Source organism: Halomonas sp. MS1 (assembly GCF_024182575.1).
In the GTDB taxonomy this organism is placed as follows: Bacteria; Pseudomonadota; Gammaproteobacteria; order Pseudomonadales; family Halomonadaceae; genus Vreelandella.
Window position 1 is genome coordinate 3,227,855 of sequence record NZ_CP098926.1, and the last position, 23,146, is coordinate 3,251,000.

Below are 23,146 nucleotides of genomic sequence, written 5' to 3' on the forward strand. Positions count from 1 at the left end.
ATTTCAAGAAGTAGAGAAACAATATCAATCTCACTCGGATTCTATTCTTCCATGCGAGACAACTTTGTTTGAGAACAGGACAGATCGTTTAAATACTCTCGGGGAGATTTACCCGTGACACGTTTGAACATCACGGTAAACGCCCCTTGTGAAGCATATCCTAGATGCTCTGCAACTTGGCTAACGCGTTGCCCGGTGCTTAACCCCGACATGGCACTTACAATGCGTACCTGCTCTCGCCATTGAATAAAAGAAATACCTGTCTCAGTGCGAAATAGTCGGGATAGTGTCCGCGTCGTTGCTCCGACCTCATTCGCCCAATCTGCCAGTGAGCGCACATCACCCGGATTTTCCAGCAACGTATCGCAGATCTTTTTCAAACGCTTATCTCTGCCCATGGGCAGTTTTAATCCACACTCGAAGGCCAGCTTCATTTCTTCTAATGCTAGCCGCAATAAGCGCTCTTCGAAGCTGTCTGGATGATAGGTGATTGAAAAAGAGGAGGCCCTGATCAGCAGCTCGCGTAAAAGCGCAGTGACGCCTATTCCTACTGGATGATTAGGCAAGTTCAAGGTGAACGATTCGACATTGACATATAACGTCCGCAAACAAACCGGCGTGCTGGCGCGCATTTCATGTTCTACGTAAGGAGGCATCCACACGCCACGAAACGGAGGTAATAACCAGTATTCATCGCGGGTACACAGTCTCATCGTACCTGTGCTGGCATAGATTAACTGTCCACGCTGATGTTGATGGGGAGGGATGTGATGGCCCGCAGGGTACTCTTTAAACATCGACACCACAGGGTTTTTAGCATTTTCCCATTTGGCAAGATGCGCATTTGGTGGATGGTCAGTACTCATTTGGGCCCCAATATCTTAACCAAGAAAACGCCTCACTATACCCTGAGGTATCGCCACCTTTTACTTGGCTTTTACCTTATGTCATTTACCCCAAGTCATTGACCCTTTGCTAACGTTTCTAAACAGCATTGCGAAAACGCATGACCTGCTTGCCATCGACAGGGTCATCGATCACGTGGGCATGCACACCAAAGGTCTGTTGTAGCCTACTGGCGGTGAGTATGTCGTGGGGTGGGCCACTATCGATCAGGCGGCCGCTATCCATAACGCCGATTCGGTCGCACTCCATGGCTTGGTTAAGATCGTGCAGGGAAATAATCACCGTAATCGGCAGTTGCCTGACCAGTTCAAGAATCGACAGCTGGTGGCGAATATCCAGATGGTTGGTGGGTTCATCCAGCAGCAGGATCTTAGGCTGTTGGGCCAATGCCCGAGCAATATGCACGCGCTGGCGCTCACCGCCAGAAAGTGTATGCCAAAGCCGGTCTGCCATATGCGCCATATCAACATCTATCAGCGCTTTAGCCACGATGGCATCATCTTCAATCGACCAGGCGCGTAAGGCGGAAAGAAAAGGCGTGCGACCCAGCGCGACCACTTGGCGCACGGTAATTCTATCGGTGGTGTCAGCCTGTTGCTCAACTAAGGCAATAGATTGAGCGATAGAGCGTTGCGTGAGGGCGTGCAAAGGCTGGTTATTAATCCGCACTTGTCCTGACTTTGGTTTGTTCAAACCGGCCAACAGACGTAGCAGGGACGTTTTTCCCGAGCCGTTGGGCCCCACCAAACCAAAGGTCTGACCAGGCTCGACAGTCAGGGTGACGTCAATGACCAGTGGCGTGCCATGTACCGCCCAGGTGAGTTGTTCTGCGGATAGTTGCATTAATGCCTCTTGCCACGGACAAGAATTAGCGCAAAAGCGGGTGCGCCGATTAGCGATGTAATCACCCCGATGGGAAGCACCTGACCAGATATCAGCGTGCGCGAGAGAATATCTGAACCGATTAAAAATACCGCGCCAGCAAGCGCCGTGGCGGGTATCAATCGCGTGTGTTGGCTGCCGACAATAAAGCGCATCGCATGGGGAATCACTAAGCCAACAAAGCCAATCGCTCCTACGATGGAGACCATCACCGCAGTGACCAGTGCCATTGCGATAATCAGCATGCCGCGTACCGGGCGCACTGCAATGCCCATAGACGCGGCGCTGTCGGCCCCGAAGGTAAACGCATCCAGGGAACGGCGGTGCCATAGGCAAACCACTAGCCCTAGCAGCGCGGCAGGCACCGCTAAGGTGGCATCAGCCCAGCGTACCCCGGAGAGATTGCCCATCAGCCAAAACATAATGCCTCGCGCCTGTTCAGCACTGGCTGACTTGGTAATGATAAAAGCCGTCAGTGCATTAAACAGCTGCGAGCCAGCAATCCCGGCCAGAATAATTGCCCCTGCTGCCTGAACGCCACGCCCACCACCGACACCGCTGTTGGCCGCATGGGCGAGCATCACTACGATGCCAAAGGCGAGTAGAGCGCCAGCGAAGGCACCCAAGGAGAGTGACAGCATGCCGGCGCCTAACCCAGCAACCGCTACCGCAACGGCACCCGTAGATGCACCAGCAGAAATGCCCATTAAATAGGGGTCGGCTAGGGGGTTGCGCAGCAGGGCCTGCAATACCACTCCCGCCAATGCCAAGCTGGTGCCGCAACAAGCGGCAACGACGGCGCGACTGAGGCGGTAGTTCCAGATAATACCCTCGTCGATTCGGTCAACTGGATAGTCCGCGCCAAGTAGTTGATTGGCGAGCACTTTGAGTATCGTATCAACGGGAATTGATGTCTCGCCGATGGCGGTGCCCGCGATGAGTGCGGCCACCAGCACAAGAGGCGTTACCCAAAGCCAGCGCAGCCCGAAGCGTCTAGCGGTCGGCCGTGTTAGCGCTATGCTCATGTGTTAAAAGCCATCTCAATTGAAAGACATCGTCGACAGCGCTTCGGCGAGTGACTCAAGGCCGTAAATGCTGCGCATGGTGGCACTCATCGCATGAGCGTCCATCTCAACGATGCGGTTATTTCGAACCGCCGTCATTTCGCGGGTAACCGGGTCGTTGTGCAGAAACTCACGCTTTGCTTCGATGTCGTCAGCAGGAAAACGGCGACGATCCATAGCGGCGATAACAATCACATCGGGGTCAGCCTGGGCGATGCTTTCCCAGCCAACGGTGGGCCACTCTTCATCAGACTCAATGACATTGCGAATGCCCAGTTTGTCCATCATATAGCCTGGTGCGCCCAGTTGACCGGCAACAAAAGGGCTAACTCCCAGATCCGTTGATGAAAACCAAAAGACTGCCGACAGGTCTTCTGGCAAATCAACGCTGCTTGCCAGGTTGATAGCGTGTTCTTCACGGGCGTTTAGGTCTGCCACCAGGGCATCACCAGCGTCTTGAACATCGTAAATTTCGGCTAGCTCGGTGATCCCTTTATAGATCGATTGCGTCGAGAAAGCGGCGGTGCGGGTACCATCGCCACCGGTAGAGTTATCCTTGGTGTCGCAATCGGCGGGCATGATGTAGGTGGCGATACCAAGTTCATGAAACTGATCTCGGCTGGCCACGCTCCCGGTAGGCCCCACGTGCCACTCGTACTGCACCGCAACCAAGTCAGGGCGTTTATTGACCACGGCTTCGAAGCTGGGGTCGTCGTTAGCGATCCGCTCGATCTGTTCATTGACGTCAGTAAATTGCGGCAAGACCGGATTAAACCAGACTGAGGTGCCAACTACGCTATCAGCGAGCCCTAGTGAGTAAAGGATCTCTGTGGCCGATTGACCCACCGTTACCGTTTGCTCGGGGGGCGACGCCACACTTATCTCTACGCCGCAGTTGGTGAGTGTGAGGGGGTAATCGGTAGCGGCGTAAGCCGCTTGGCTAAGGCTTACAACACTGGCAGCTACCGCCGTGGTCAATCTCAACATCATGTACACTCCCGTGCATGATGAGCGATGCGTACAGCCAGAAAAAATATCTGGCCGAACTGTCTCGCTCGATTAATTAACATGGTCGGCAGGTCTCCTGACTGACGGGTCATGGCTAGCTCGCCTTCCCAGACAATACGTCCAGTGGCTCATTGAGCATCGCTAACCGCCTACAGTTGCGGGGGCAGTTCCGTTTCGCGGCTAAGCCGCAGCGGATTCTCTATTAAGTTCCGTGAGGAACACCGATGGCAGCTATTCTAGGTGGCGGGTAAAGGTAGAACAACAAAAAGCCCGATCTTTCGGCTAAATTTGACATTAAATCCATTTTTTTCATTACGATAAGACAAACCAAATCTTCTGTGGCTTGGTATTCTTAAATGTCATATCAATTTGGCCTAGCGTCGACATTAGGCCTGTCTTACCGTGTACTAATAGGGACTGTCTTCTAGGGAATGCTTGGCACTAAGCTGGCTTCAAAGCCGCGCCTTCCTCTATACTGCAACGTTTTATTTCATCGCTTCCTTATGAATGGTTTTATCATTACTTACCAAGTCATCATGAATCAAGTTCAAGCTTCGGGCATGCTCTGCATGGGAGGTTCGCTTGAGTGACTTTCCCTTTGTGGGGGTTGTCGGCCAGGAAGCGCTGAAAACCGCCTTGCTACTGAATGCGATTAATCCGCGCATTGGTGGTGTGCTGATCAGTGGTCCTCGGGGCAGTGCGAAATCAACCCTGGCGCGGGCACTGGCGGCGGTTTTGCCGAACGACACCAATGGCAAAAAGCCACCCTTTGTCACTTTACCCCTCGGTGCCAGCGAAGACCGGCTAGTGGGGAGTTTAGATTTGCAAAAGGTGCTAGCCGAGCAGCAAGCCACTTTTCATGAAGGGCTCCTCGCCAAAGCCCACGGCGGGGTGATGTATGTCGATGAAGTTAATCTGCTGCCGGATATGCTGGTTGACCTGCTGCTAGACGTGGCCGCTAGTGGGGTCAATATCGTTGAGCGTGATGGCATCAGCCACTCGCACTCGGCGCGTTTTAGTTTGATTGGCACCATGAACCCTGACGAGGGCGAGCTGCGTCCGCAGCTGCTCGACCGTTTTGGGCTCTGTATTGAACAGGCTGACCGCGTCAGCGTTAAACAGCGCATTGCTATTGTTCAGCAGCGCGAAGCCTTTGACCGCGACCCTGAGGCTTACATACAACAGTTTGCGGTAGAGCAGGCAGCGCTGACTCAGCAGCTTGACCATGCCCAACAGGCACTAGCGTCGGTGACTAGCGAAGACTGGGTGTACGAGACCATTGCGGCACGCTGCGAAGCCGCCGGCGTTGAAGGGCTGCGGGCAGACGTTACTTGGCACCGAGCCGCCCAGGCTCATGCCGCCTGGCGTGGCGTGGCGAGCGTTGAACAGCAAGATATCGACACCGTTGAGCCCTGGGTGCTGGCACATCGTCGAACCCAGCCGCCAGAGCAACATCCGCCGTCCTCCCCGCCTAATCAAACGCCTTCGAATGGGGAGGGCGGATCGTCGTCAGCTAATAACGCGCCCACCGGCGGATCATCCCACCAAAATGGTGAGCAGGGCCAGTGGGGCGCTATGCCGCCTGTAGCACAGGAGTCCATTAACCAGCCAGCGGTTAACCTGCCCGAGAGCAATACCTTTTCCCCGCGTGTGCAACGCGCCGATACAGCGGCTAGCTCAGGCAAGGGAAGTGTCTCCGGTCGAGGGCGTTCTCTGGCGGAAACCTCGCGGCTAGACGGGTTCGCGACGCTGATCGCCAACCGTGGCCAGTGGCCTTGGTGGCAGTTAAAAATGCGCAAATCTCGCGCAGGGCAGGCGATAGCCCATCTGGTGCTACTGGATACCTCTGGTTCCACCTTGGGGCAGCGCTTGTTAGGCCAAGCCAAAGGGCTGGTTGAGTCACTGGTCACCCAAGCTTACGCTGCACGGGAGCAGGTCGCGGTGCTGGGGTTTGGTAATGGTGGCGTGGTGTCGCTACTGTCACGTCGTCGTGCTCCCAAAAACGCGCGGGGCACGCTTGATCATGCCAAGGGCGGCGGTGGCACGCCGCTGCGGGAAGCGATTGTTGAAGCCAAACGGCTAATTCAACAGTGGCAGCGCCGCGAGCCTGGCTTACAGGTACGTACTTATTTGATTACCGATGGCCGCACACGGGAATCTGTTGACGACCTCGCCCCGCTAGGTGATTGCCTGCTGATCGATACCGAGCAGTCGAGAGTTAAACGCGGGCAGGGCGTACGCATCGCCCAGCAATTAGGCGCCCGTTATTGGCCAGCCTCGTTTGGTAAACCCTCTTTGGCACATCCTGTTTTCGCACATTCTGTTTTTGCACATCAACCTGGGGAAAGCCCATGAGTGACGCTAGCCATCTAAACCGCATGCAGCGCAAAAAAGACGTGGTCGATGAGCGCATTAGCCGCGCCACCGAAGAGCGCGGCGTGCTGATACTGCTTAAAGGCAACGGCAAGGGCAAAAGCAGCTCGGCCTTTGGCACCATGGCGCGTTCATTAGGGCACGGTCAGCAGTGCGCGGTCATTCAGTTTATTAAAGGCCGCCGCGAAACCGGCGAATACCTGTTCTTTCGCGATCATCCCAAGCTTGATTGGCACATCATGGGCCATGGCTTTACCTGGGAAACCCAGAACCGTGAGCGGGATATCGAAGCCGCTCAAGCCGCCTGGGCCGTCGCCAAAGGGCTGCTGGAGAACCCTGCTTATCATCTGATCGTGCTGGATGAGATGAGCTACATGTTCAAGTACGGCTATCTCGACCCCGAACCGGTGGTAGAAGCCTTGCAACGCCGCCCGGCGCACCAGAACGTGATTATTACCGGGCGTACTATGGCCACGCCGCTGCAGGAAATCGCCGATACCATCAGCGTTGTTCAGGATGAGCGCCACGCGTTTCGCGGCGGTGTCAAAGCCCAGGCGGGGATCGAATACTAATGAGCACGCCAACCGCTCGCTGCCCCGCGCTGTTTATCGCTGCCCCGGCTTCTGGCCAGGGTAAAACTACCGTCACAGCGGGCTTGGCGCGGCTGCTGCGTAATCAGGGCAAGGTGGTGCGGGTGTTTAAAACCGGGCCTGATTATCTGGACCCGCAGATATTGGCTCAGGCGTCAGGTCAACCGGTAGATCAGTTAGATTTATGGATGGCAGGCGAAGCTTACTGCCGCCAGCGTTTTTATGATGCCGCCTGTGAAGCGGATTTGATTTTAGTGGAAGGTGCCATGGGGCTGTTTGATGGCGAGCCTTCTAGCGCCGATCTGGCGGCCTTGTTTGCTATTCCCATGGCGATCGTCATGGATGTAAAAGGCATGGCGCAGACCGCTGCCGCGCTGGTCTCTGGGCTTGCCAGCTTTCGTGATGATATCTATATCGCCGGGCTTATCGCCAATGCCTGCGGCTCGCAGCGCCATCGCGAGCTGATCGAATCAGCGCTGCCAGCGACGATTCCTTTGCTGGCAGCGGTGCCACGAGACCCTGATTTAGCGCTCCCCGAACGCCATCTTGGGCTGGTGCAAGCTGCGGAGATTCGCGAGGATTTGGAAGCACGCTTTGAAGCGGGTGCCAAGGCACTGGAAGCGGCTGGGCTGCTGGAAGCGCTTGCAGCACTGCCACCGGTGACTTTTGCCGCTCCGCAAGAGCAGCTTGCGGCCGTTAAGCCGGTACTTAAAGGCCGCACCATTGGCGTAGCTCGTGACGCCGCCTTCAGCTTTATCTACCAGGCCAATCTCGACCTGCTGGAGCAGATGGGCGCAACGCTGCGCTTCTTCTCGCCGCTGACGGATAGCCACCTGCCCGAATGCGATGCGCTGTGGCTGCCGGGGGGCTACCCGGAGCTTCACGCTCACACGTTGGCGGATAACAGCGCCATGCGTTCGGCCATTGAGGCTTTCCATCGCGCCGACAAGCCCATTCTGGCTGAGTGTGGCGGCCTGCTGTACTGCCTGGAAACCCTGACTGACTACGACGATATCATCTACCCCATGCTCGGCTTGCTGTCAGGGCAGGGGGCGATGCGCGGTCGGCGCGGCTGTCAGGGTATGCAAACTGCCGAATTGCCGGAAGGCCCGGTTCGCGGCCATGCGCACCACCGCTCTATGGCAGAAGGCACTCCCGAGCCGATTGCTCATGGCCGTCGCCAGCGCCACCCCGCACCGGGGGAAGCGATTTACCGTCAGAATCGCTTAACGGCGACCTATTTACATCTGTTTTTCCCCAACAATCCTGACGCTGTGGCGAGGCTTTTTTCTGCCAGCCCGGCGCACTGCGAACTGCAGCACAGCGAGGCATTTACCCATGCAATTGAATAAGATTCCCGCCACGGTCGTCACCGGTTTTCTCGGCAGCGGCAAAACCACGCTGTTGGCCAATATTCTGCGCCAAGTCACCGGCAAGCGGATCGCCGTGATCGTCAATGAGTTCGGCGAGCAGGATATCGACTCTAGCCTTTTGCGCAGCTGTGCGCTGGGGTGTGAAGAGGGTAGCGAAGGCGGGCAGCTAGACGGGGAAGATGGCAGCATCTATGAGCTGGCCAATGGCTGTATCTGCTGCACCGTGGAAGAAGAGTTTCTGCCGGTAATGAAGAAGTTGGTTGCCCGTCGCAATGATATCGACCACATTCTGATCGAAACCAGCGGTCTGGCATTGCCTAAGCCGCTGGTGCAAGCGTTTAACTGGCCCGACGTGCGCCAGCACTGCACCGTCGATGCGATTATTACCGTGATTGATGGCCCCGCGGTAGCCGCTGGCCGTTATGCTAGTGATGTGGATAAGGTCGAAGCCCAACGCCGCGCTGATGAAAGCTTGGATCACGACCCCAGCCTGCGCGAGCTGCTTGATGACCAGCTAAGCGCGGCGGATTTGGTGCTGGTCAGCAAGGCCGACCTGCTTAGCCCGGAAGAGCGCACGCAGGTTGAAGCGGTAATTCAGTCGCGGGTGAGCGAATCGGTAAAAACGCTGTTTATCGATCAGACCCAAACCACCGACACCGCCCAGTTGGAAGCGCTGATGGGCATTGGTGCGGCCAGCGAAGAGCATATCGACAGCATCACCAATCACCACGATAAGCACCACGCTGAAGGCGCGCACCACGACCACGCCCACGATAACTTTGATTCCTGCGTGATTACCCTGGGTGAAGTGGATGGCGACGCCCTGGCCAGCAAGCTGCAGCAACTGCTGAAAAGCCACGAAATTTACCGCGCCAAAGGCTTTGCGGCAATTCCGGGCAAACCCATGCGCCGGGTTATTCAGGCGGTTGGCGAGCGTTTGGAAGGTTACTTCGATCGGCTTTGGAGCCAGGACGAGACGCGCCAGACCCAGCTAGTCATTATTGGCAAATCGCTGGATAGCGCCGCGCTGCGTGACGCGCTAACTGAGGCAGAGGTTCAAACGGCCAACTAATGCACTTATTTGCCGCCAAGCCCGGAGGCTTTGTCGATGATGAAGGCATTATCGACCTGCAACAGAGTCCCGCCGAGGTCGTGATAATGTCCGCCGCTGATAGCAATCTATCGGCACTGGCTCAGGCGGTTGACCGCCTGGGTGAAGCGTACCCCTCGGTACGGCTAGCCAACTGGATGAATCTAGTAAAACCGGCGGCCTACGATCTCTATGAAGATCGGGTGCTGGAGAACGCCCAACTGGTCGTCGTTTCACTGCTGGGGGGGAAAGCCTACTGGCAGTACGGTCATGAACGCCTGCTCGCCTGGGCGGCGGCCAAACCCGAACGCCAGCTGATTTTGGTGCCGGGTTGCGACGCACCTGATGATGCCCTGCTGGAAGACTCCACCATCGCCTTTGATGGCGCTTACCGGGTGTGGCGCTATTTAAGAGAAGGCGGTGTGGATAACGCCGAGCAACTGCTGCGCTTTATCGCCAGCGAATGTTTTTCGCTTTCTCTAGCTTGGCAGGAGCCGAAAGTTATTCCGGCCGCGGTGATTTATGCGTCGCAAGACCAGCAGGCGCTAAGCCTTAGCGAGTGGCGCGATCGTCAGATACAAGGGCGGCCGGTGTGCCTGCTGCTGTTTTATCGCAGCCACTTGCAGGGGGCGAATACCGCTGTCCCAGACGGATTGTTGGCCGCGCTGAGAGAAAAAGGCCTAGAGCCGCTAGCGGTAGCCGTGGCGTCCCTGAAAGAGGGGCCATGCATTGATTTTATCAACCACCTGATTGAGCAGACCGGCGCCATGCTGGTGATTAATACCACCAGCTTTGCGGTCAATCGCAACGCCGACGGGCTGGATGCTCTGGGTGAAAAGCTACCCGACAGCCTGTTTGTTGGGCGACCCGTGGTACTTCAGGCGATTCTTGCCAGCAATACCTCGGAAGACTGGCAGGACATGGCCGCCGGACTGCATAGCCGCGATGTGGCGATGCAGGTGGTGCTCCCCGAGATGGATGGTCGCATTATCACCCGGGCGGTGGGGTTTAAAGCCGAAGCCCACTACAACCAGCGCTGCCAGCTGGCGGTGACCCACCACGTGATTCATCCAGAACGGGCTGCCTTTGTCGCTGAGCTGGCGCGGCGCATCTGTTCGCTACGGCTAACCCCCAATGGGCAGAAGCGTATCGCGCTGATTATGGCTAACTACCCCAATCGCGATGGCCGGATCGGTAACGGGGTCGGGCTGGATACGCCCGCGTCGACGCTGCAGATTCTAGGCGCCCTGAAAGAGACGGGTTATCCGTTAAGCGAGCTACCGGAAAATGGCGATGCGTTGATCCGCCAACTTCAGGGCGCGGTGACCAACGATCACGGCAGCCTCGACCAGCGCGCCTGCTGGCAGAGTATCAGCGTTGATGATTACCTAGCCTGGTTTAAAACCTTGCCCAGCGAGCTGCAAGAAACCGTATGTACGCGCTGGGGGACGCCTCACGAAGACCCCAAATGCCGCCAGGGGCGTTTGATGATCGCCGGTATTCGCTTAGGCGAAACCTTTGTGGGGATCCAGCCGGAACGCGATTTTATCGACGATCTCACCCAGTCCTATCACGATATGGAGCTGGTGCCGCCCCACAGCTATCTGGCGTTTTACTACTGGCTGCGCGAGCACTATCAAGTCGACGCGGTTATCCACGTGGGCAAGCATGGCAACTTAGAGTGGCTGCCGGGTAAAAGCATCGCCTTGAGCGCGGACTGCTGGCCGGATATTGCCCTGGGGCCGCTGCCGCACTTTTATCCGTTTATTGTTAATGACCCCGGCGAGGGTGCCCAGGCCAAGCGCCGCAGTCAGACGGTCATTATCGACCACCTGATGCCGCCGCTAGCACGAGCCGAACTCTACGGTGCTATGGCCGAGCTTGAAGCGCTATGTGATGAGTATTATCAAGCGCTGGATATGGACCCGCGCCGGGAAGCGTTGATACGCAGCCAGATTCTCGCTCACCTGCGTGATACCGGTATCGATCAGGAACTGGCGCACGCCGTCGACGGTTGTGAAAACAGTACTGATGATGCCGACATTCTCAACGAGCTGGATACCTTTCTGTGCGATATCAAAGAGTCGCAGATTCGCCATGGCTTGCACATACTCGGCACGCTGCCGCCTGAAGAGAAGCGGGCGGGCACCTTGGTGGCGCTGCTACGGCTACCCCGTGGTGAAGCGGTGGCCAGCCGCGGACTGCTGCACAACCTGGCTAGCGACCTGGGTTTAGACTTTGATCCGTTAGCCGCTGGCAACGAACCTTGGCAGGAGCCTAAACCCGTTGTTCTAAGTGAGCTGCTCGATACCCCTTGGCGCACCGGCGCGGATACCCGCGAGCGCCTTGAACTGCTGGCCGAGCGCTGGGTGGCCGACTATGTATTAGCCCCTGGTTGCCTGGAGGAACTGGCCCAAGATTACCCCAACACGGCGGAGCAACTGCGCTATGCCCGCGACCAGCTATGGGTCGCTATGCAGCGCGGCGTCAAGATGGAGATTCAGTCGCTGCTCGACGGCCTAGAAGGTATCTTCGTTCCCGCTGGGCCTAGCGGTGCGCCCAGCCGAGGGCGGCTAGATACGCTGCCCACCGGGCGTAACTTTTTCAGCGTCGATAACCGTTCAATTCCATCGCCTGCCGCCTGGACGCTAGGGGAAAAGTCCGCCCAGGCGTTTGTTGAGCGCTACCTGCAGGATAACGGCGACTATCCGCGCCGTTTGGGGCTTTCGATTTGGGGAACCGCCACCATGCGTACCGGCGGCGATGACATCGCCCAGGCCTTCGCGCTGATGGGCGTGCGCCCTAAATGGTCGCTGGGCTCCCAGCGGGTGAGTGATTTCGAAGTGATCCCCTCGATGCTGCTCAATCGGCCAAGGGTTGATGTCACGCTGCGGGTGTCTGGGTTCTTCCGCGACGCTTTCCCCAATGTGATCCGTCTGTTTGACGCCGCCGTGCAAGCGGTGGCCAGTTATGAAGAGCCGGGTAACAGCAACACCATCCGCGAGGCGGTGCTTGCTCGCCAGCAAGCACTGGAAGACCAAGGGCTAAGCCCAGAGATGGCCGCCCAAGAGGCAAGCTACCGTATCTTCGGCAGCAAGCCCGGTGAGTATGGCGCGGGCTTGAACCGGCTAATTGAAAATCGTTCTTGGGACAGCGCCGACGATTTAGCCGAGGCCTACATGGATACAGGTGCCTACGCCTACGGCCAGTTCAAGGCTTCCGGCACTGCTGCGCGGGCGGCGTTCGAGCAGCAACTCCAAGGGCTGGATGCGGTGATGCAAAACCAGGATAACCGTGAGCACGATATTCTTGATTCCAATAGCTATTACGCTTTTCAGGGCGGCATGGCCAACGCCACGCGCTCGCTAAGCGGAAAAGCACCGACCATTTATCACGCCGACCACGCCAATCCCGCGGTGCCCAAGATTCGCACCTTGAAAGAGGAGCTGGCGAGGGTGATTCGCTCGCGCGTTTTGAATCCCAAGTGGATCAATGCCATGCGCGAGCACGGCTATAAAGGCGCGTTTGAAATGGCTGCCACGGTGGACTACCTGTTTGCTTACGATGCCACCACTGATCTAGTCGCCGACTACCAGTACGCCCAGGTGAGTAACGCCCTAGTGCTCGACGCTGCTAATCAGCAGTTCCTGCGTGAGCACAACCCCGCAGCCTTAGAAGAGATGGCCGAGCGCTTACTCGAAGCCGCCCAGCGAGGCATGTGGCAAGCCCCCGGCGAACATGGCCAGGCGCTACAAGATCTGCTGCTGGAAATGGATGAAGCCAAAGAGACGGGGCACTATGACCACCAGCCCGCGCATTAAAGGCTGGTGTCCCGGCGCGTGGCGGCCCATGGCCACCGGCGATGGCCTGCTAGTGCGTGTACGCCCACCGCTGGGCCAGCTTTCACGCCAACAGGTAGTGGCACTGTGCGAGGCCGCCGAGACCTACGGTAGCGGTTTAATCGAGCTAACCAGCCGGGCCAATATTCAACTACGGGGAGTGACCGAGGCCAGCTGGCCGCCGCTGATGGCGTTTCTGGTTGAGCATCAGTTGGTGAACGACGACCCGCAAGCAGAACGCCAGCCGCAACTGATGCTGGCACCTGCTTGGCAAGAGGGCGACGACACTCATACCATTGCCCGCCTGTTGCAAACGCGGGGCAGCGAATTAGCGCCCATGCCCGGCAAGATCGGCATTGCGATTGATACGGGAAAAGCCCCGGTGCTGTGCGATAGCGCTGCCGATTTTCGTATTGAGCGCTCGACAGAAGGCGGTTTGATAGTACGTGCCGATGGCTATGAGTGTGGCACGGCGGTGAACGAGCCCGAAGCCGCCGTTGAGCAGCTAATACGCCTGACCCACTGGTTTGTGGACAGCGGTGGCTGGGACTCTGGGCGCATGCGGCGGCACACAGCACCGCTGCCTGACTGGGCGACCGCTGATACTGCCCCCGCATCCCCTGGCGAGAAGCTGGCGCTGGGCGAACATAGCAACGGTATGGTGGTGGGGCTGCCTTTTGGCCGGGTAGCGGCTAATACGCTGCGTGAGACTGTCTCCCAGACAAGTGGCTCTTTAGTAAAGATCAGCGCTGTGCAGGTCACGCCCTGGCGGCGCTTATTGTTAAAGGATTGCGATACACTACCCGCGGTTGATGGCTTAATCCGTCATAATAGCGACCCGCGGTTAGCGATGGACGCCTGCCCCGGCGCGCCATACTGCGAACAGGCGAGTGTTGCCACCCAGCCGCTTGCCGAACGGCTAAGTGGCTGGGTGGCAGCAAGCGTACATATATCCGGGTGCGCTAAAGGCTGCGCCCGCCAACGGCCTGCAGCGCTGTGCCTAACCGGCCGCGAAGGGCGCTTTGACGTGATTGTTAACGGTCGCGCCGATAGCGCACCGGTTAAGTCAGGCGTCACTGAGAGTGAGGCGTTGGATGTTATTAAAAAGCTCAGCGAAAGCCGTTAGGTTTATCGAGATTAAAAAATAGTAGCTTATATGCTGGATAGCTGAGTGCCAGGGCAGGTTGTAGCGAGGGTCTTTTTCCAGGGGTGGAAAAAGTAGCTCCCAGGGACGGGTTCACAGCGCCCTCGCGGAAACCTGCCCTAGCACGGATGCCTTGCAGACCAGTAACTGCGAATTAGTTTATTTGGAGAGTTTGGGTGCCTCACGTTTATGAAACACACGGACCGGCGATTTACCGGCAGTCGTTTGCGATTATTCGCAATGAAGCTGAGCTTGATCGCTTTTCAGCGGAAGAAGAAACGGTTGCGGTACGCATGATTCACGCCGCCGGGCTGGTGGAGCTGGCGGCGCATATCCATTTTCAGAATGATGTGGTCAATCGTGCGCGCTCAGCGTTAGAGCAGGGCGCACCGATTCTTTGCGATGCTCGGATGGTCTCCGAAGGCATTACCCGCAAACGGCTGCCTGCTAATAACAACATCATCTGCACCCTTAACGATGAGCGCACTCCAGGCCTTGCCCAGGAAATGGCCAATACCCGTTCAGCGGCAGCGCTGGAACTGTGGCGGCCGCACCTGGAAGGCGCCGTGGTCGCCATTGGCAACGCGCCCACCGCGCTGTTTCATCTACTTAATATGCTCGAAGACCCAGACTGCCCGCGCCCGGCGGCCATTATTGGCTGCCCGGTCGGCTTTGTTGGCGCGGCGGAATCCAAAGAAGCGCTGTTGGCTAACCCCGCGCTGCCCAGCTGTATCGTGCGTGGCCGCTTGGGTGGTAGCGCCGTCACGGTAGCGGCCATCAACGCCATGGCGGATCGTATCGAATGACCCAAGGAACCATTTACGGAGTGGGGTTAGGACCCGGCAGCCAAGACCTAATGAGCGTGCGTGCCGACCGCTTGATCCGTGGTGCCAGCCATGTGGCCTATTTTCGCAAGCAGGGTCGCAGCGGACATGCGCGTACCATCGTGGAAGGATTGATCGCCCCCGAGGCAACCGAGCTGCCTATGGAGTATCCGGTTACCACGGAAATTCCGTTTGATGACCCTCGTTACAATGAAATGCTGTCGGCCTTTTACGAACGCAGCGTGGCCCAACTGATCGAGATGGCAGAGGCCGGGTGCGATGTCGTGGTGCTCTGTGAAGGCGACCCGTTTTTCTACGGCTCCTTTATGCACCTCTACACGCGGCTGCTGAATCGCGTGCCGGTCTCGGTGGTGCCAGGTATTACCGGCATGTCGGCGGCCTGGACGGCTACCGCTCAGCCAATTACCTGGGGCGATGACATCATGACGGTGCTGATGGCCACGCTGCCGGAAGAGACGCTGGCCGAGCGCATCGCCCAAACCGATGCACTGGTGGTGATGAAAATTGGCCGCAACCTGACCAAACTTCGCCGAGCGCTGACGCGTGTTGGCCGTGAAGGCGAGGCGTGGCTGATCGAGTACGCCGCCATGACCCAGCAGCGTGTGCTACCACTGAGTGAGGTTGGCGAAAGCGTGCCTTACTTCTCGATTGTACTGATTCACGGCAACGGGAGGCGGCCATGAGCGGTTGGCTGAAAATCGTCGGCCTAGGGCCGGGTGCCGACGCCATGATTACCCCGGAGGTTTCGGCTGCGCTACTCGAAGCCACCGATGTAGTGGGCTATGTGCCCTACGTGAATCGCGTGGCTCCCAGGGCTGGATTAGTCCGCCATGGCTCTGATAATCGCGAAGAGATTCGCCGGGCGGAACAGGCCTTACAGCTGGCGCTTGAGGGCCACCGGGTAGTGGTTGTCTCCTCTGGCGACCCTGGCGTATTTGCCATGGCCGCTGCGGTGTTCGAAGCCTTGGAGGCGGGGGATGCCCAGTGGCGCACGCTGGATATTCAGGTACTGCCGGGTATTTCTGCCATGCTGGCCGCCAGCGCAAGCGTCGGCGCACCGCTGGGGCACGACTTTTGCTGCATTAATCTATCCGACAACCTCAAACCCTGGACGCTGATTGAGAAGCGCCTGCGTCTGGCTGCCGAGGCCGACTTCGCCATGGCGTTTTACAACCCGCGTTCCAAGGCACGGCCAGCGGGGTTTGAACGAACGCTAGAGGTACTGCGGGAAGCCTGCGGGCCGGATCGATTGATAATCTTTGCCCGCGCGGTTTCGACCCCGGACGAAGCAATTCGCGTCACCACATTAGAGCAAGCAACGCCGGATATGGCTGATATGCGTACGCTGGTCATCGTTGGTTCCCAGCAAACCCGCTTGATTGAACGCAGTGGCGTGCCGCTGGTTTATACGCCGCGTTCCTCCCAGTGAGCATGAAAGGGGCGAGGGTAGGTTGATGCGAGGGTCTTTTCCCATGGCCGGAAAATGTTCCCGACATTTTCGGCATTTCCGCCATCCATGGCGGTCAGATGGGAAAAGTAGCGCCCAAGGACGGGTTTACAGCGCCCTCGCAGCAGCCTGCCCTCGCTACCAAGATGTGCCGCTGATGTAGGGTTAAGTTAGCCAGTTGATAACCTCATCAACAGTATGAGCTTCAAGACGAGATGGCAGGTGAGGCCGTTCTATCATCACTACGGGTAGGCCGAGCCTTCTTGCCGCGGTAAGTTTGGACGACGCACCTTCGCCGCCAGCGTTTTTACACACGATGCGCTGGATGCGCTGATTTTCCAGCAGGGCGAGATCGCCTTCCAGCGTAAACGGGCCTCTATCAATCACACTGCTGATATCCGGCAGTGGCAACGGGCTGGTCGGCGGATCAACTAAACGCAGCACATAATGGTGCTGAGACTGGTCGGCAAAGGCGCTAAGGTGCATTCGCCCAATCGCAAGCAGCACCCGTTGGGGCGGGCCAGCCAAGGCGTTAACGGCCTCATCAATACTTGCCACGCTTTGCCATTGGTCGCCGGTAACAGGCTGCCAGGCAGGCCGGGTAAAAGCGGTGGCCTTTACACCGCACTGTGCCGCCGCGGCTAACACGTTGCTGCTCATTTGTGCGGCAAACGGGTGGGTGGCATCAACAATATGGGTAATGCGCTCCTGGGCTAAAAACGTGGCCAGCCCATTAACGCCGCCAAAGCCGCCAATGCGGGTCGGCAGTGGCTGGGGTTTAGGCGTGTTAACGCGCCCTGCATAGCTAAAAATGGCGGGAATGCCACGCTTGGCAACAGCGCTGGCCAGGGCGCTGGCCTCGCTGGTTCCCCCGAGAATTAGGATTTTGATCATGGCTGAGGTTAACAACGCTCCCTGGCTTACCCTTTTAGGCTGGGGAGAGGGTGGCACACAGGGGCTGACAGCGGCAAGCCGACAGGCACTGGAAAGTGCCGAGGTGGTGTTCGGCGCACGCCGCCACCTGCGCCTTTTACCGCCGCTAAACGCCGAGGTAATTGAGTGGCCAGTGCCCTTTGCCGATGGCATTCCTGGGCTGCTAAATCAGCGCGGCCGCCGGGTGGTGATGCTGGTCTCAAACGACCCGTTTTGGTTCGGGGCGGGGACAACATTAGCGCAGCATCTCAGCGCAAACGAGTGGCAGGCACTGCCAGCCCCTTCCTCTTTTAGCCTGGCGGCTGCACGTTTGGGCTGGCCGTTGGAGCGTTGCACCTGCCTGGGGTTGCACGCCAAACCGCTATCGCGCATTCGGCCTTACCTGCATGTTGGTAGGCGGTTGCTGGTGTTGGTAAGAGACGGCGCGGCGGTGATCGAGCTGGCGGCGCTGGTAACTAGCTTTGGCTTTGAAGGTACCCAGCTAACGCTGCTGGAATCTTTGGGCGGCGATAATGAACGCATTCGCCATTGCCGTAGCGACGCCAGCTTGCCCGACGACATTGCCCACCCGGTTGCGGTAGGGCTGGAAGTTGCTGGTAACGGCCCCGGCTTGCCGCTGACGCCCGGCCTGCCGGATCATTTTTTTGACCACGACGGCCAGATTACCAAACAGACCATTCGCGCCATCACTCTGGCGGCCCTTGCCCCCATGCCCGGCGAGCGGCTGTGGGATATCGGCACCGGTTCAGGCTCCGTTGCCATTGAGTGGCTGCTCGCGCATACGGATAATCAGGCGGTGGGCTTCGAGCAAAACGCTGAACGGGCAGCGCGAGCGCGCAGCAATGCAGAGAACTTGGGCGTTGACTGGCTAGAAGTAAAACAGGGCCGCGCGCCTGATGTACTAAACGACACACCGCTGCCTGATGCGGTATTTATCGGCGGTGGGTTATCCCAAGCGCTACTAGACGACTTATGGCAGCGCCTGCCTGAGGGCGTGCGTATCGTCGCCAATGCCGTCACTCTGGAATCCGAAGCGCTGCTGGCGCACTGGCACCAGCAGGTAGGCGGCGAACTGCTGCGTTTAGAACTTGCCAACGCCGCCCCCATCGGCACACGGCGGGGCTGGAAAGCCAGCTACCCGATTGTTCAGTGGCGGGGCGTTCGATGAAGCCATCGACGTTAAGAATCGCAGGGTTTGGTTTTCGCAGTGAAGCCACGCTTGAATCGCTTGTTCAAGCGTTAGATCAGCTTATCGACCAGTACGGTTCTGTCGACAAGTACGGCCTTATCAACCGGCTGGCGGCGGCGCGTTCTATGTTGCCGTTGGTAGAAGAGCTAGGCCGAGTGCGTAATATTGAAGTCATCGCCGTAGCGGATGCCGAGCTATCAACAGTGGCAACGCTTACTCATTCAACACAAAGTTTGCAGGCACGCGGCACAGGCAGCGTTGCCGAGGCCGTAGCGCTAATAGCCGCAGGCCCGAATGCGAGATTAGTGGGGCCCAGGATCATTTCAGCGGATAGACAGGCCACCGCCGCCCTGGCGTTGTTAGAAGTACCAGAAGGAGCCACCGAATGACCGTACACTTCATTGGCGCAGGCCCCGGCGCGCCGGATCTGCTTACCCTACGCGGGCGCGACTTAATCGCCGCCTGCCCGGTGTGCCTGTATGCGGGCTCTTTAGTGCCGGAGCAGATTCTGGAACACTGCCCGGCGGGGGCAAGGGTGATTAATACCGCGCCGCTCTCGCTGGATGAGATTATGCAGGAAATCAGCCGCGCCCACGCCGAAGGCCAGGATGTCGCCAGACTGCATTCGGGGGATCTCTCGGTATGGTCGGCCATGGGCGAGCAACTGCGTCGCCTGCGCGAGCTGAATATCCCCTACAGCATTACTCCTGGCGTGCCATCCTTTGCGGCAGCGGCGGCAACCTTAGGTCAGGAGTTAACGCTGCCCGGTGTGGCCCAGTCGGTGGTGCTCACCCGTACACCGGGTCGTGCCAGTGCCATGCCCAGTCACGAGACGCTTGCCAATTTCGCCCGCACTGGGGCAACGCTGGCCATCCATCTCTCGATCCATAACCTTTCCCAGGTAGTGGAAAGCCTGACGCCTTACTACGGTGCGCAGTGCCCGGTGGCGATTGTGTGGCGGGCAAGCTGGCCCGATGAGCGAGTAGTGTGGGGGCGGCTGGCGACTATAGAAGGGCTGATCGATGATTCCATGCAGCGCACCGCATTGATCCTGGTGGGGCCAGTGCTTGAAAGCGATGACTTCCAGGAGAGCAGCCTCTACGCGGTAGGCTACGACCGCCGTTTTCGCCCTCAATCGGCGGATTCGCCTTTTGCCACGGCAAGCCAAGACCAAGAGAGCGACCCATGATCACGCTATCGCTAATAGGCATCGGCACCGGCAACCTTGATCACGTCACCCTGGCCGCAGTGCGCGCCCTCAATAGCGCCGACCTGATCCTGCTGCCCCGCAAGGGTGAGGCCAAATCGGATCTAATCGATCTACGCCGCTTACTCTGCGAGCGCCTGTTAGAAGAACCGGTGACTACCAAGATCGTCGAGTTCGATCTCCCCAGCCGTGATAGCCGTAATGACTACCTTGGCGCGGTAGACGACTGGCACGCTGCGATTGCCAGCGTGTGGGCGCAGTTGATGGATGAACATCTCCCTAATGGCGGGCGGGTCGGCATGCTGGTGTGGGGCGACCCCTCGCTTTACGACAGCAGCCTGCGTATTAGCCAGCGGCTAAATGCTACGGGTAAGCAAGTGGATGTCGAGGTCGTGCCTGGCATCACCAGCCTGCAGGTGCTTACCTCTGAACATAAAATTCCCCTCAATGCGCTTGCCGAGCCAGTACAAATCACCACCGGCCGCCGCCTGCGCGAGCGCGGCTGGCCGAACGATGCCGGAACGGTAGCCGTAATGCTGGATAGCGGCGGGGCGTTTACCACACTGCCGTTTGACGACACCTACATCTGGTGGGGCGCCTACCTAGGCATGGATAAACAGTGCTTAATCAAAGGCTGGCTAAGCGTGGTCAGTGACCAAATCATCCAACGCCGCGCGGAACTACGCGACACCCACGGCTGGATTATGGATATTTACCTGCTCGCCAAAAAGCCGGAAAAATAAACCCAGGTATCAATATGGAATATTTTTCCATAAAATAATCCTGCCTATTAAATAACCAAGTTATCAGGAGCGACTATGAGCTTTTACGTCTATCTTTCTGGCGAAATCCACACCGATTGGCGCGAAGAGATTCAGCGCGGCGCTGATGCAGCAGGACTGGATATCGTCTTCACCGCCCCGGTCACCGACCACGACGCCAGTGACGCCGCAGGCGATCACCTGGGCAAGCCGGAAAATGGCTTCTGGCGTGACCACCAGTCCTCCAAGGTCAACGCCATCCGAACTCGTACCATGATCGAGCAAGCGGATCTGGTAGTTGTGCGCTTCGGTGACAAGTACAAACAGTGGAACGCCGCCTTTGATGCAGGCTACTGTGCCGCACTCGCCAAGCCCTACATCACCCTGCACAGCGAAGACATCGTCCACCCGCTGAAAGAAGTTGACGCCCAAGCCCAAGCCTGGTGCACCACCACCGATCAAGTCGTCGAAACCCTACGTTACGTCCTCAAAGCCTAAGCACACAGCGCCTCCCACAACCCCGTCACTGCATTAGTGGTGTTGTGGGAGGGCGCTTTAGCGCGCGATCATCCCGCCCCATAAATAACCCCGCCTCTGAATCGATACTCTGCCCTAGTGTTGTGGGAGGGCGCTTCAGCGCGCGATGATCCCGCCCCATTAACAACCCCCGCCTCTGAATTGATACTCTGCCCTAGTGTTGTAGGAGGGCGCTTCAGCGCGCGATTATCACGCCACATAAGCAATCTAGCCACCCCGTAGCGCGGCGTAACGCTTGGCGAGGAACGAGCCAAAAGGCACCCGCACCCGCAGCGGCGGCTGCCAAAAGCCTGCTCCAGCTCAATTTTTCTTCAAAGCCACGTGACCTAAGCCAAATTTATCAATAAAGTATGATTAAATCGTAAAAACGAGCCAGCACGCGAATTTTGAATATGTTGCCATGCTGGGTTAAATATATAAAAACAGTGGTTTATGGTTTTTGAGGTGGCTAGATAACACCAATAAACGTGCTGACATGTTCAAGGATGTTATATAGCAGGCTATATAACCAATGTTATGGCAATAGAACTCGAATTCAGCTCAAGTGATTAAGGAACAGTCGATATGGAAGATAATCAAGAAGAGTTAAAAATTGCGGAAAAGTATCTCGCTGAAATGCTAAAAGCAGATCAAAACAGAGATTATGCTTCTTTCATAAAACGTTATGAAACTGTTGATTCAGGTTTTAGCGAAGATGTTTTTATCAAAGACGTAGAGGCGATGAAAGATGAGTTAGGGACATACAAAGAAAGGGTATATCTTGGCTCGTTAAATTGTTCGGGTAAAGGTAGCCCACAGAGATCTTTAAGGTTTGTGTGGCGTGGAATTTATGAAAAGAATGAGGCTCTTATCGTCTTGGGGATACACCAAAATGCCGGTGTCTGGTACGTTAATGAGAATCATGTTTCTTAGTTGTGTGATTGTGCAGCGGCCATAATAAAATGTTATGCATTCGGGAAAAATTATTCAATAACTCTGGGGGTTAAGCTTGTCTAACAAAAAAAGTGTGCAGAACGATTACGATAAGCTATGTTCCCGTGAGGAAGTTATAAAGTGCCCACATATGATGGCGTTACTCGGTTACTTGCATCAGAAACACGACCTTCCTAGGTATGGGTGGCGAAACAATGGACTCCGGTACCACTATACAGATGCTCAAGGTTTACTTGGTATAATTCAGAATGGTCGTTTGTGGGCTACCGATATTCGTTTCCTTAATGATCCATCAGAAGGATCATTCCTACCCGAACGACTAATTAGCCTCATGGAATCGAAACCTGGCGGAATAAATAATACTGAACGGGAAGTAATTAAAGGGTTACAAGATGCACTTCGAAACCCGAATTCGAATTATTCTAGCTTCTGTACTAGCCTCTCCGCGAACGGAGATCTTCTGAGTCAATGGCGAGGATATGGTAGCTTCGGTAAAGGTTACGCTGTTGGTCTAAGTCTTGAGGGTTTGTTACCCCATCCCCAAGTTGCTTCATATTACGATGTGATATATGGAGATGATGGTCTCGAAGAACTCGCTTTCGATCTTCTCGATCTGTTTGTATCTTCCGTTAATAAGTGGAAAGATATGATGTTCGATGAATGGGGGTTTACATTGAGCGTTTTAGCAAAATCCTTTAAAGATCCAAGTTATAGTGAAGAGCAAGAAAGCCGTTTAGTATGCTCCTATTCTGGCGATGACAATGATCTTTTTCAGAACGAAAAGCCCCTCCTATTTAGGGCAAGAGGTAGTGATTTAATTCCTTATATTCCATTATCTTTAAGTTTGCTTAAGGATGGAGAAGTGCCGAGACTACCCATAAAGCGAATTGTCATTGGCCCTGGAGTTGACTTCGATCGGAATTATATATCAATAAATGAGCTTCTGAAGGCTCATTCTTACGATGACGTAGTTGTGGAAAAATCAAATATTCCTTTTCGGCCATAGGGATAAGCTGATAAGTTAT

21 protein-coding genes and 1 riboswitch are annotated in these 23,146 nt (G+C 56.7%); of the genes, 16 read left to right on the forward strand and 5 right to left on the reverse strand.

Translation table 11 applies throughout. The features are described from left to right. Window positions 1-41: 41 nt before the first annotated feature. From NF683_RS14680 to NF683_RS14695, 4 genes are all read right to left on the reverse strand, one after another. Complete coding sequence (locus NF683_RS14680) at window positions 42-866, reverse strand: AraC family transcriptional regulator (protein WP_253920314.1); 825 nt, start codon at window positions 864-866, stop codon at window positions 42-44. Between the two features lie 118 nt (window positions 867-984). Continuing rightward, window positions 985-1,749 (reverse strand): ABC transporter ATP-binding protein, encoded by a 765-nt coding sequence (locus NF683_RS14685; RefSeq protein WP_253920315.1) that lies wholly within the window; start codon window positions 1,747-1,749, stop codon window positions 985-987. Then, the gene (locus NF683_RS14690) at window positions 1,749-2,813 is read right to left on the reverse strand and encodes a FecCD family ABC transporter permease (protein WP_253920316.1); all 1,065 of its coding nucleotides are present in this window, start codon (window positions 2,811-2,813) and stop codon (window positions 1,749-1,751) included. The genes NF683_RS14685 and NF683_RS14690 overlap by 1 nt, the downstream gene beginning before the upstream one ends. Window positions 2,814-2,828: 15 nt before the next feature. Then, window positions 2,829-3,842, reverse strand: coding sequence for an ABC transporter substrate-binding protein (locus NF683_RS14695; RefSeq protein WP_253920317.1), 1,014 nt, complete (start codon window positions 3,840-3,842; stop codon window positions 2,829-2,831). 67 nt (window positions 3,843-3,909) lie between these two features. Then, window positions 3,910-4,101, reverse strand: a riboswitch (cobalamin riboswitch). A gap of 341 nt (window positions 4,102-4,442) precedes the next feature. On the opposite strand from NF683_RS14695, the gene NF683_RS14700 reads away from it, so the two are divergent. From NF683_RS14700 to cobJ, 9 genes are all read left to right on the forward strand, one after another. Next, entirely contained in the window at window positions 4,443-6,215 is a 1,773-nt protein-coding gene (locus NF683_RS14700) for an AAA family ATPase (protein ID WP_253920318.1), read from the forward strand. Next, the gene (gene cobO / locus NF683_RS14705) at window positions 6,212-6,805 is read left to right on the forward strand and encodes a cob(I)yrinic acid a,c-diamide adenosyltransferase (protein ID WP_253920319.1); all 594 of its coding nucleotides are present in this window, start codon (window positions 6,212-6,214) and stop codon (window positions 6,803-6,805) included. Before NF683_RS14700 ends, cobO begins: the two co-directional genes overlap by 4 nt. Next, entirely contained in the window at window positions 6,805-8,175 is a 1,371-nt protein-coding gene (locus NF683_RS14710; RefSeq protein WP_253920320.1) for a cobyrinate a,c-diamide synthase, read from the forward strand. Before cobO ends, NF683_RS14710 begins: the two co-directional genes overlap by 1 nt. Then, window positions 8,162-9,268, forward strand: coding sequence for a cobalamin biosynthesis protein CobW (gene cobW, locus NF683_RS14715; protein WP_253920321.1), 1,107 nt, complete (start codon window positions 8,162-8,164; stop codon window positions 9,266-9,268). The genes NF683_RS14710 and cobW overlap by 14 nt, the downstream gene beginning before the upstream one ends. Continuing rightward, entirely contained in the window at window positions 9,268-13,107 is a 3,840-nt protein-coding gene (gene cobN / locus NF683_RS14720) for a cobaltochelatase subunit CobN (protein ID WP_253920322.1), read from the forward strand. Before cobW ends, cobN begins: the two co-directional genes overlap by 1 nt. Then, the gene (locus NF683_RS14725) at window positions 13,085-14,251 is read left to right on the forward strand and encodes a cobalamin biosynthesis protein CobG (RefSeq protein ID WP_253920323.1); all 1,167 of its coding nucleotides are present in this window, start codon (window positions 13,085-13,087) and stop codon (window positions 14,249-14,251) included. The genes cobN and NF683_RS14725 overlap by 23 nt, the downstream gene beginning before the upstream one ends. Window positions 14,252-14,445: 194 nt before the next feature. Further along, on the forward strand, window positions 14,446-15,075 hold the full coding sequence (locus NF683_RS14730) for a precorrin-8X methylmutase (protein WP_253920324.1): 630 nt from the start codon (window positions 14,446-14,448) through the stop codon (window positions 15,073-15,075). Then, window positions 15,072-15,797, forward strand: a complete 726-nt coding sequence (gene cobI, locus NF683_RS14735) for a precorrin-2 C(20)-methyltransferase (RefSeq protein ID WP_253920325.1) — start codon at window positions 15,072-15,074, stop codon at window positions 15,795-15,797. The genes NF683_RS14730 and cobI overlap by 4 nt, the downstream gene beginning before the upstream one ends. After that, window positions 15,794-16,543 carry a precorrin-3B C(17)-methyltransferase gene (gene cobJ / locus NF683_RS14740; protein WP_253920326.1) on the forward strand — a complete coding sequence of 250 codons (750 nt, stop codon included), beginning with the start codon at window positions 15,794-15,796 and terminating at the stop codon, window positions 16,541-16,543. Before cobI ends, cobJ begins: the two co-directional genes overlap by 4 nt. Window positions 16,544-16,726: 183 nt before the next feature. On the opposite strand, the gene NF683_RS14745 is transcribed toward cobJ, so the two are convergent. Beyond that, window positions 16,727-17,455 carry a cobalt-precorrin-6A reductase gene (locus NF683_RS14745; protein ID WP_253920327.1) on the reverse strand — a complete coding sequence of 243 codons (729 nt, stop codon included), beginning with the start codon at window positions 17,453-17,455 and terminating at the stop codon, window positions 16,727-16,729. Here NF683_RS14745 and cbiE point away from each other — a divergent pair. The 7 genes from cbiE (at window position 17,454) to NF683_RS14780 (ending at window position 23,127) form a co-directional block, all read left to right on the forward strand. Continuing rightward, a complete protein-coding gene (gene cbiE / locus NF683_RS14750) occupies window positions 17,454-18,662 on the forward strand; it encodes a precorrin-6y C5,15-methyltransferase (decarboxylating) subunit CbiE (protein ID WP_253920328.1) in 1,209 nt (402 codons plus the stop codon). The two genes, NF683_RS14745 and cbiE, sit on opposite strands and share 2 nt — an antisense overlap. Continuing rightward, a complete protein-coding gene (locus NF683_RS14755; protein WP_253920329.1) occupies window positions 18,659-19,072 on the forward strand; it encodes a cobalamin biosynthesis protein in 414 nt (137 codons plus the stop codon). Before cbiE ends, NF683_RS14755 begins: the two co-directional genes overlap by 4 nt. Further along, complete coding sequence (gene cobM / locus NF683_RS14760; protein WP_253920330.1) at window positions 19,069-19,872, forward strand: precorrin-4 C(11)-methyltransferase; 804 nt, start codon at window positions 19,069-19,071, stop codon at window positions 19,870-19,872. Before NF683_RS14755 ends, cobM begins: the two co-directional genes overlap by 4 nt. Continuing rightward, a complete protein-coding gene (gene cobF / locus NF683_RS14765) occupies window positions 19,869-20,633 on the forward strand; it encodes a precorrin-6A synthase (deacetylating) (RefSeq protein WP_253920331.1) in 765 nt (254 codons plus the stop codon). The genes cobM and cobF overlap by 4 nt, the downstream gene beginning before the upstream one ends. A gap of 75 nt (window positions 20,634-20,708) precedes the next feature. Beyond that, on the forward strand, window positions 20,709-21,149 hold the full coding sequence (locus NF683_RS14770) for a YtoQ family protein (RefSeq protein WP_009723617.1): 441 nt from the start codon (window positions 20,709-20,711) through the stop codon (window positions 21,147-21,149). A gap of 603 nt (window positions 21,150-21,752) precedes the next feature. Then, window positions 21,753-22,100: a hypothetical protein gene (locus tag NF683_RS14775; RefSeq protein WP_253920332.1), complete on the forward strand. Its 348-nt coding sequence runs from the start codon at window positions 21,753-21,755 to the stop codon at window positions 22,098-22,100. Window positions 22,101-22,251: 151 nt separating this feature from the next. Then, the gene (locus NF683_RS14780; RefSeq protein ID WP_253920333.1) at window positions 22,252-23,127 is read left to right on the forward strand and encodes a DUF2971 domain-containing protein; all 876 of its coding nucleotides are present in this window, start codon (window positions 22,252-22,254) and stop codon (window positions 23,125-23,127) included. Window positions 23,128-23,146: the final 19 nt, after the last annotated feature.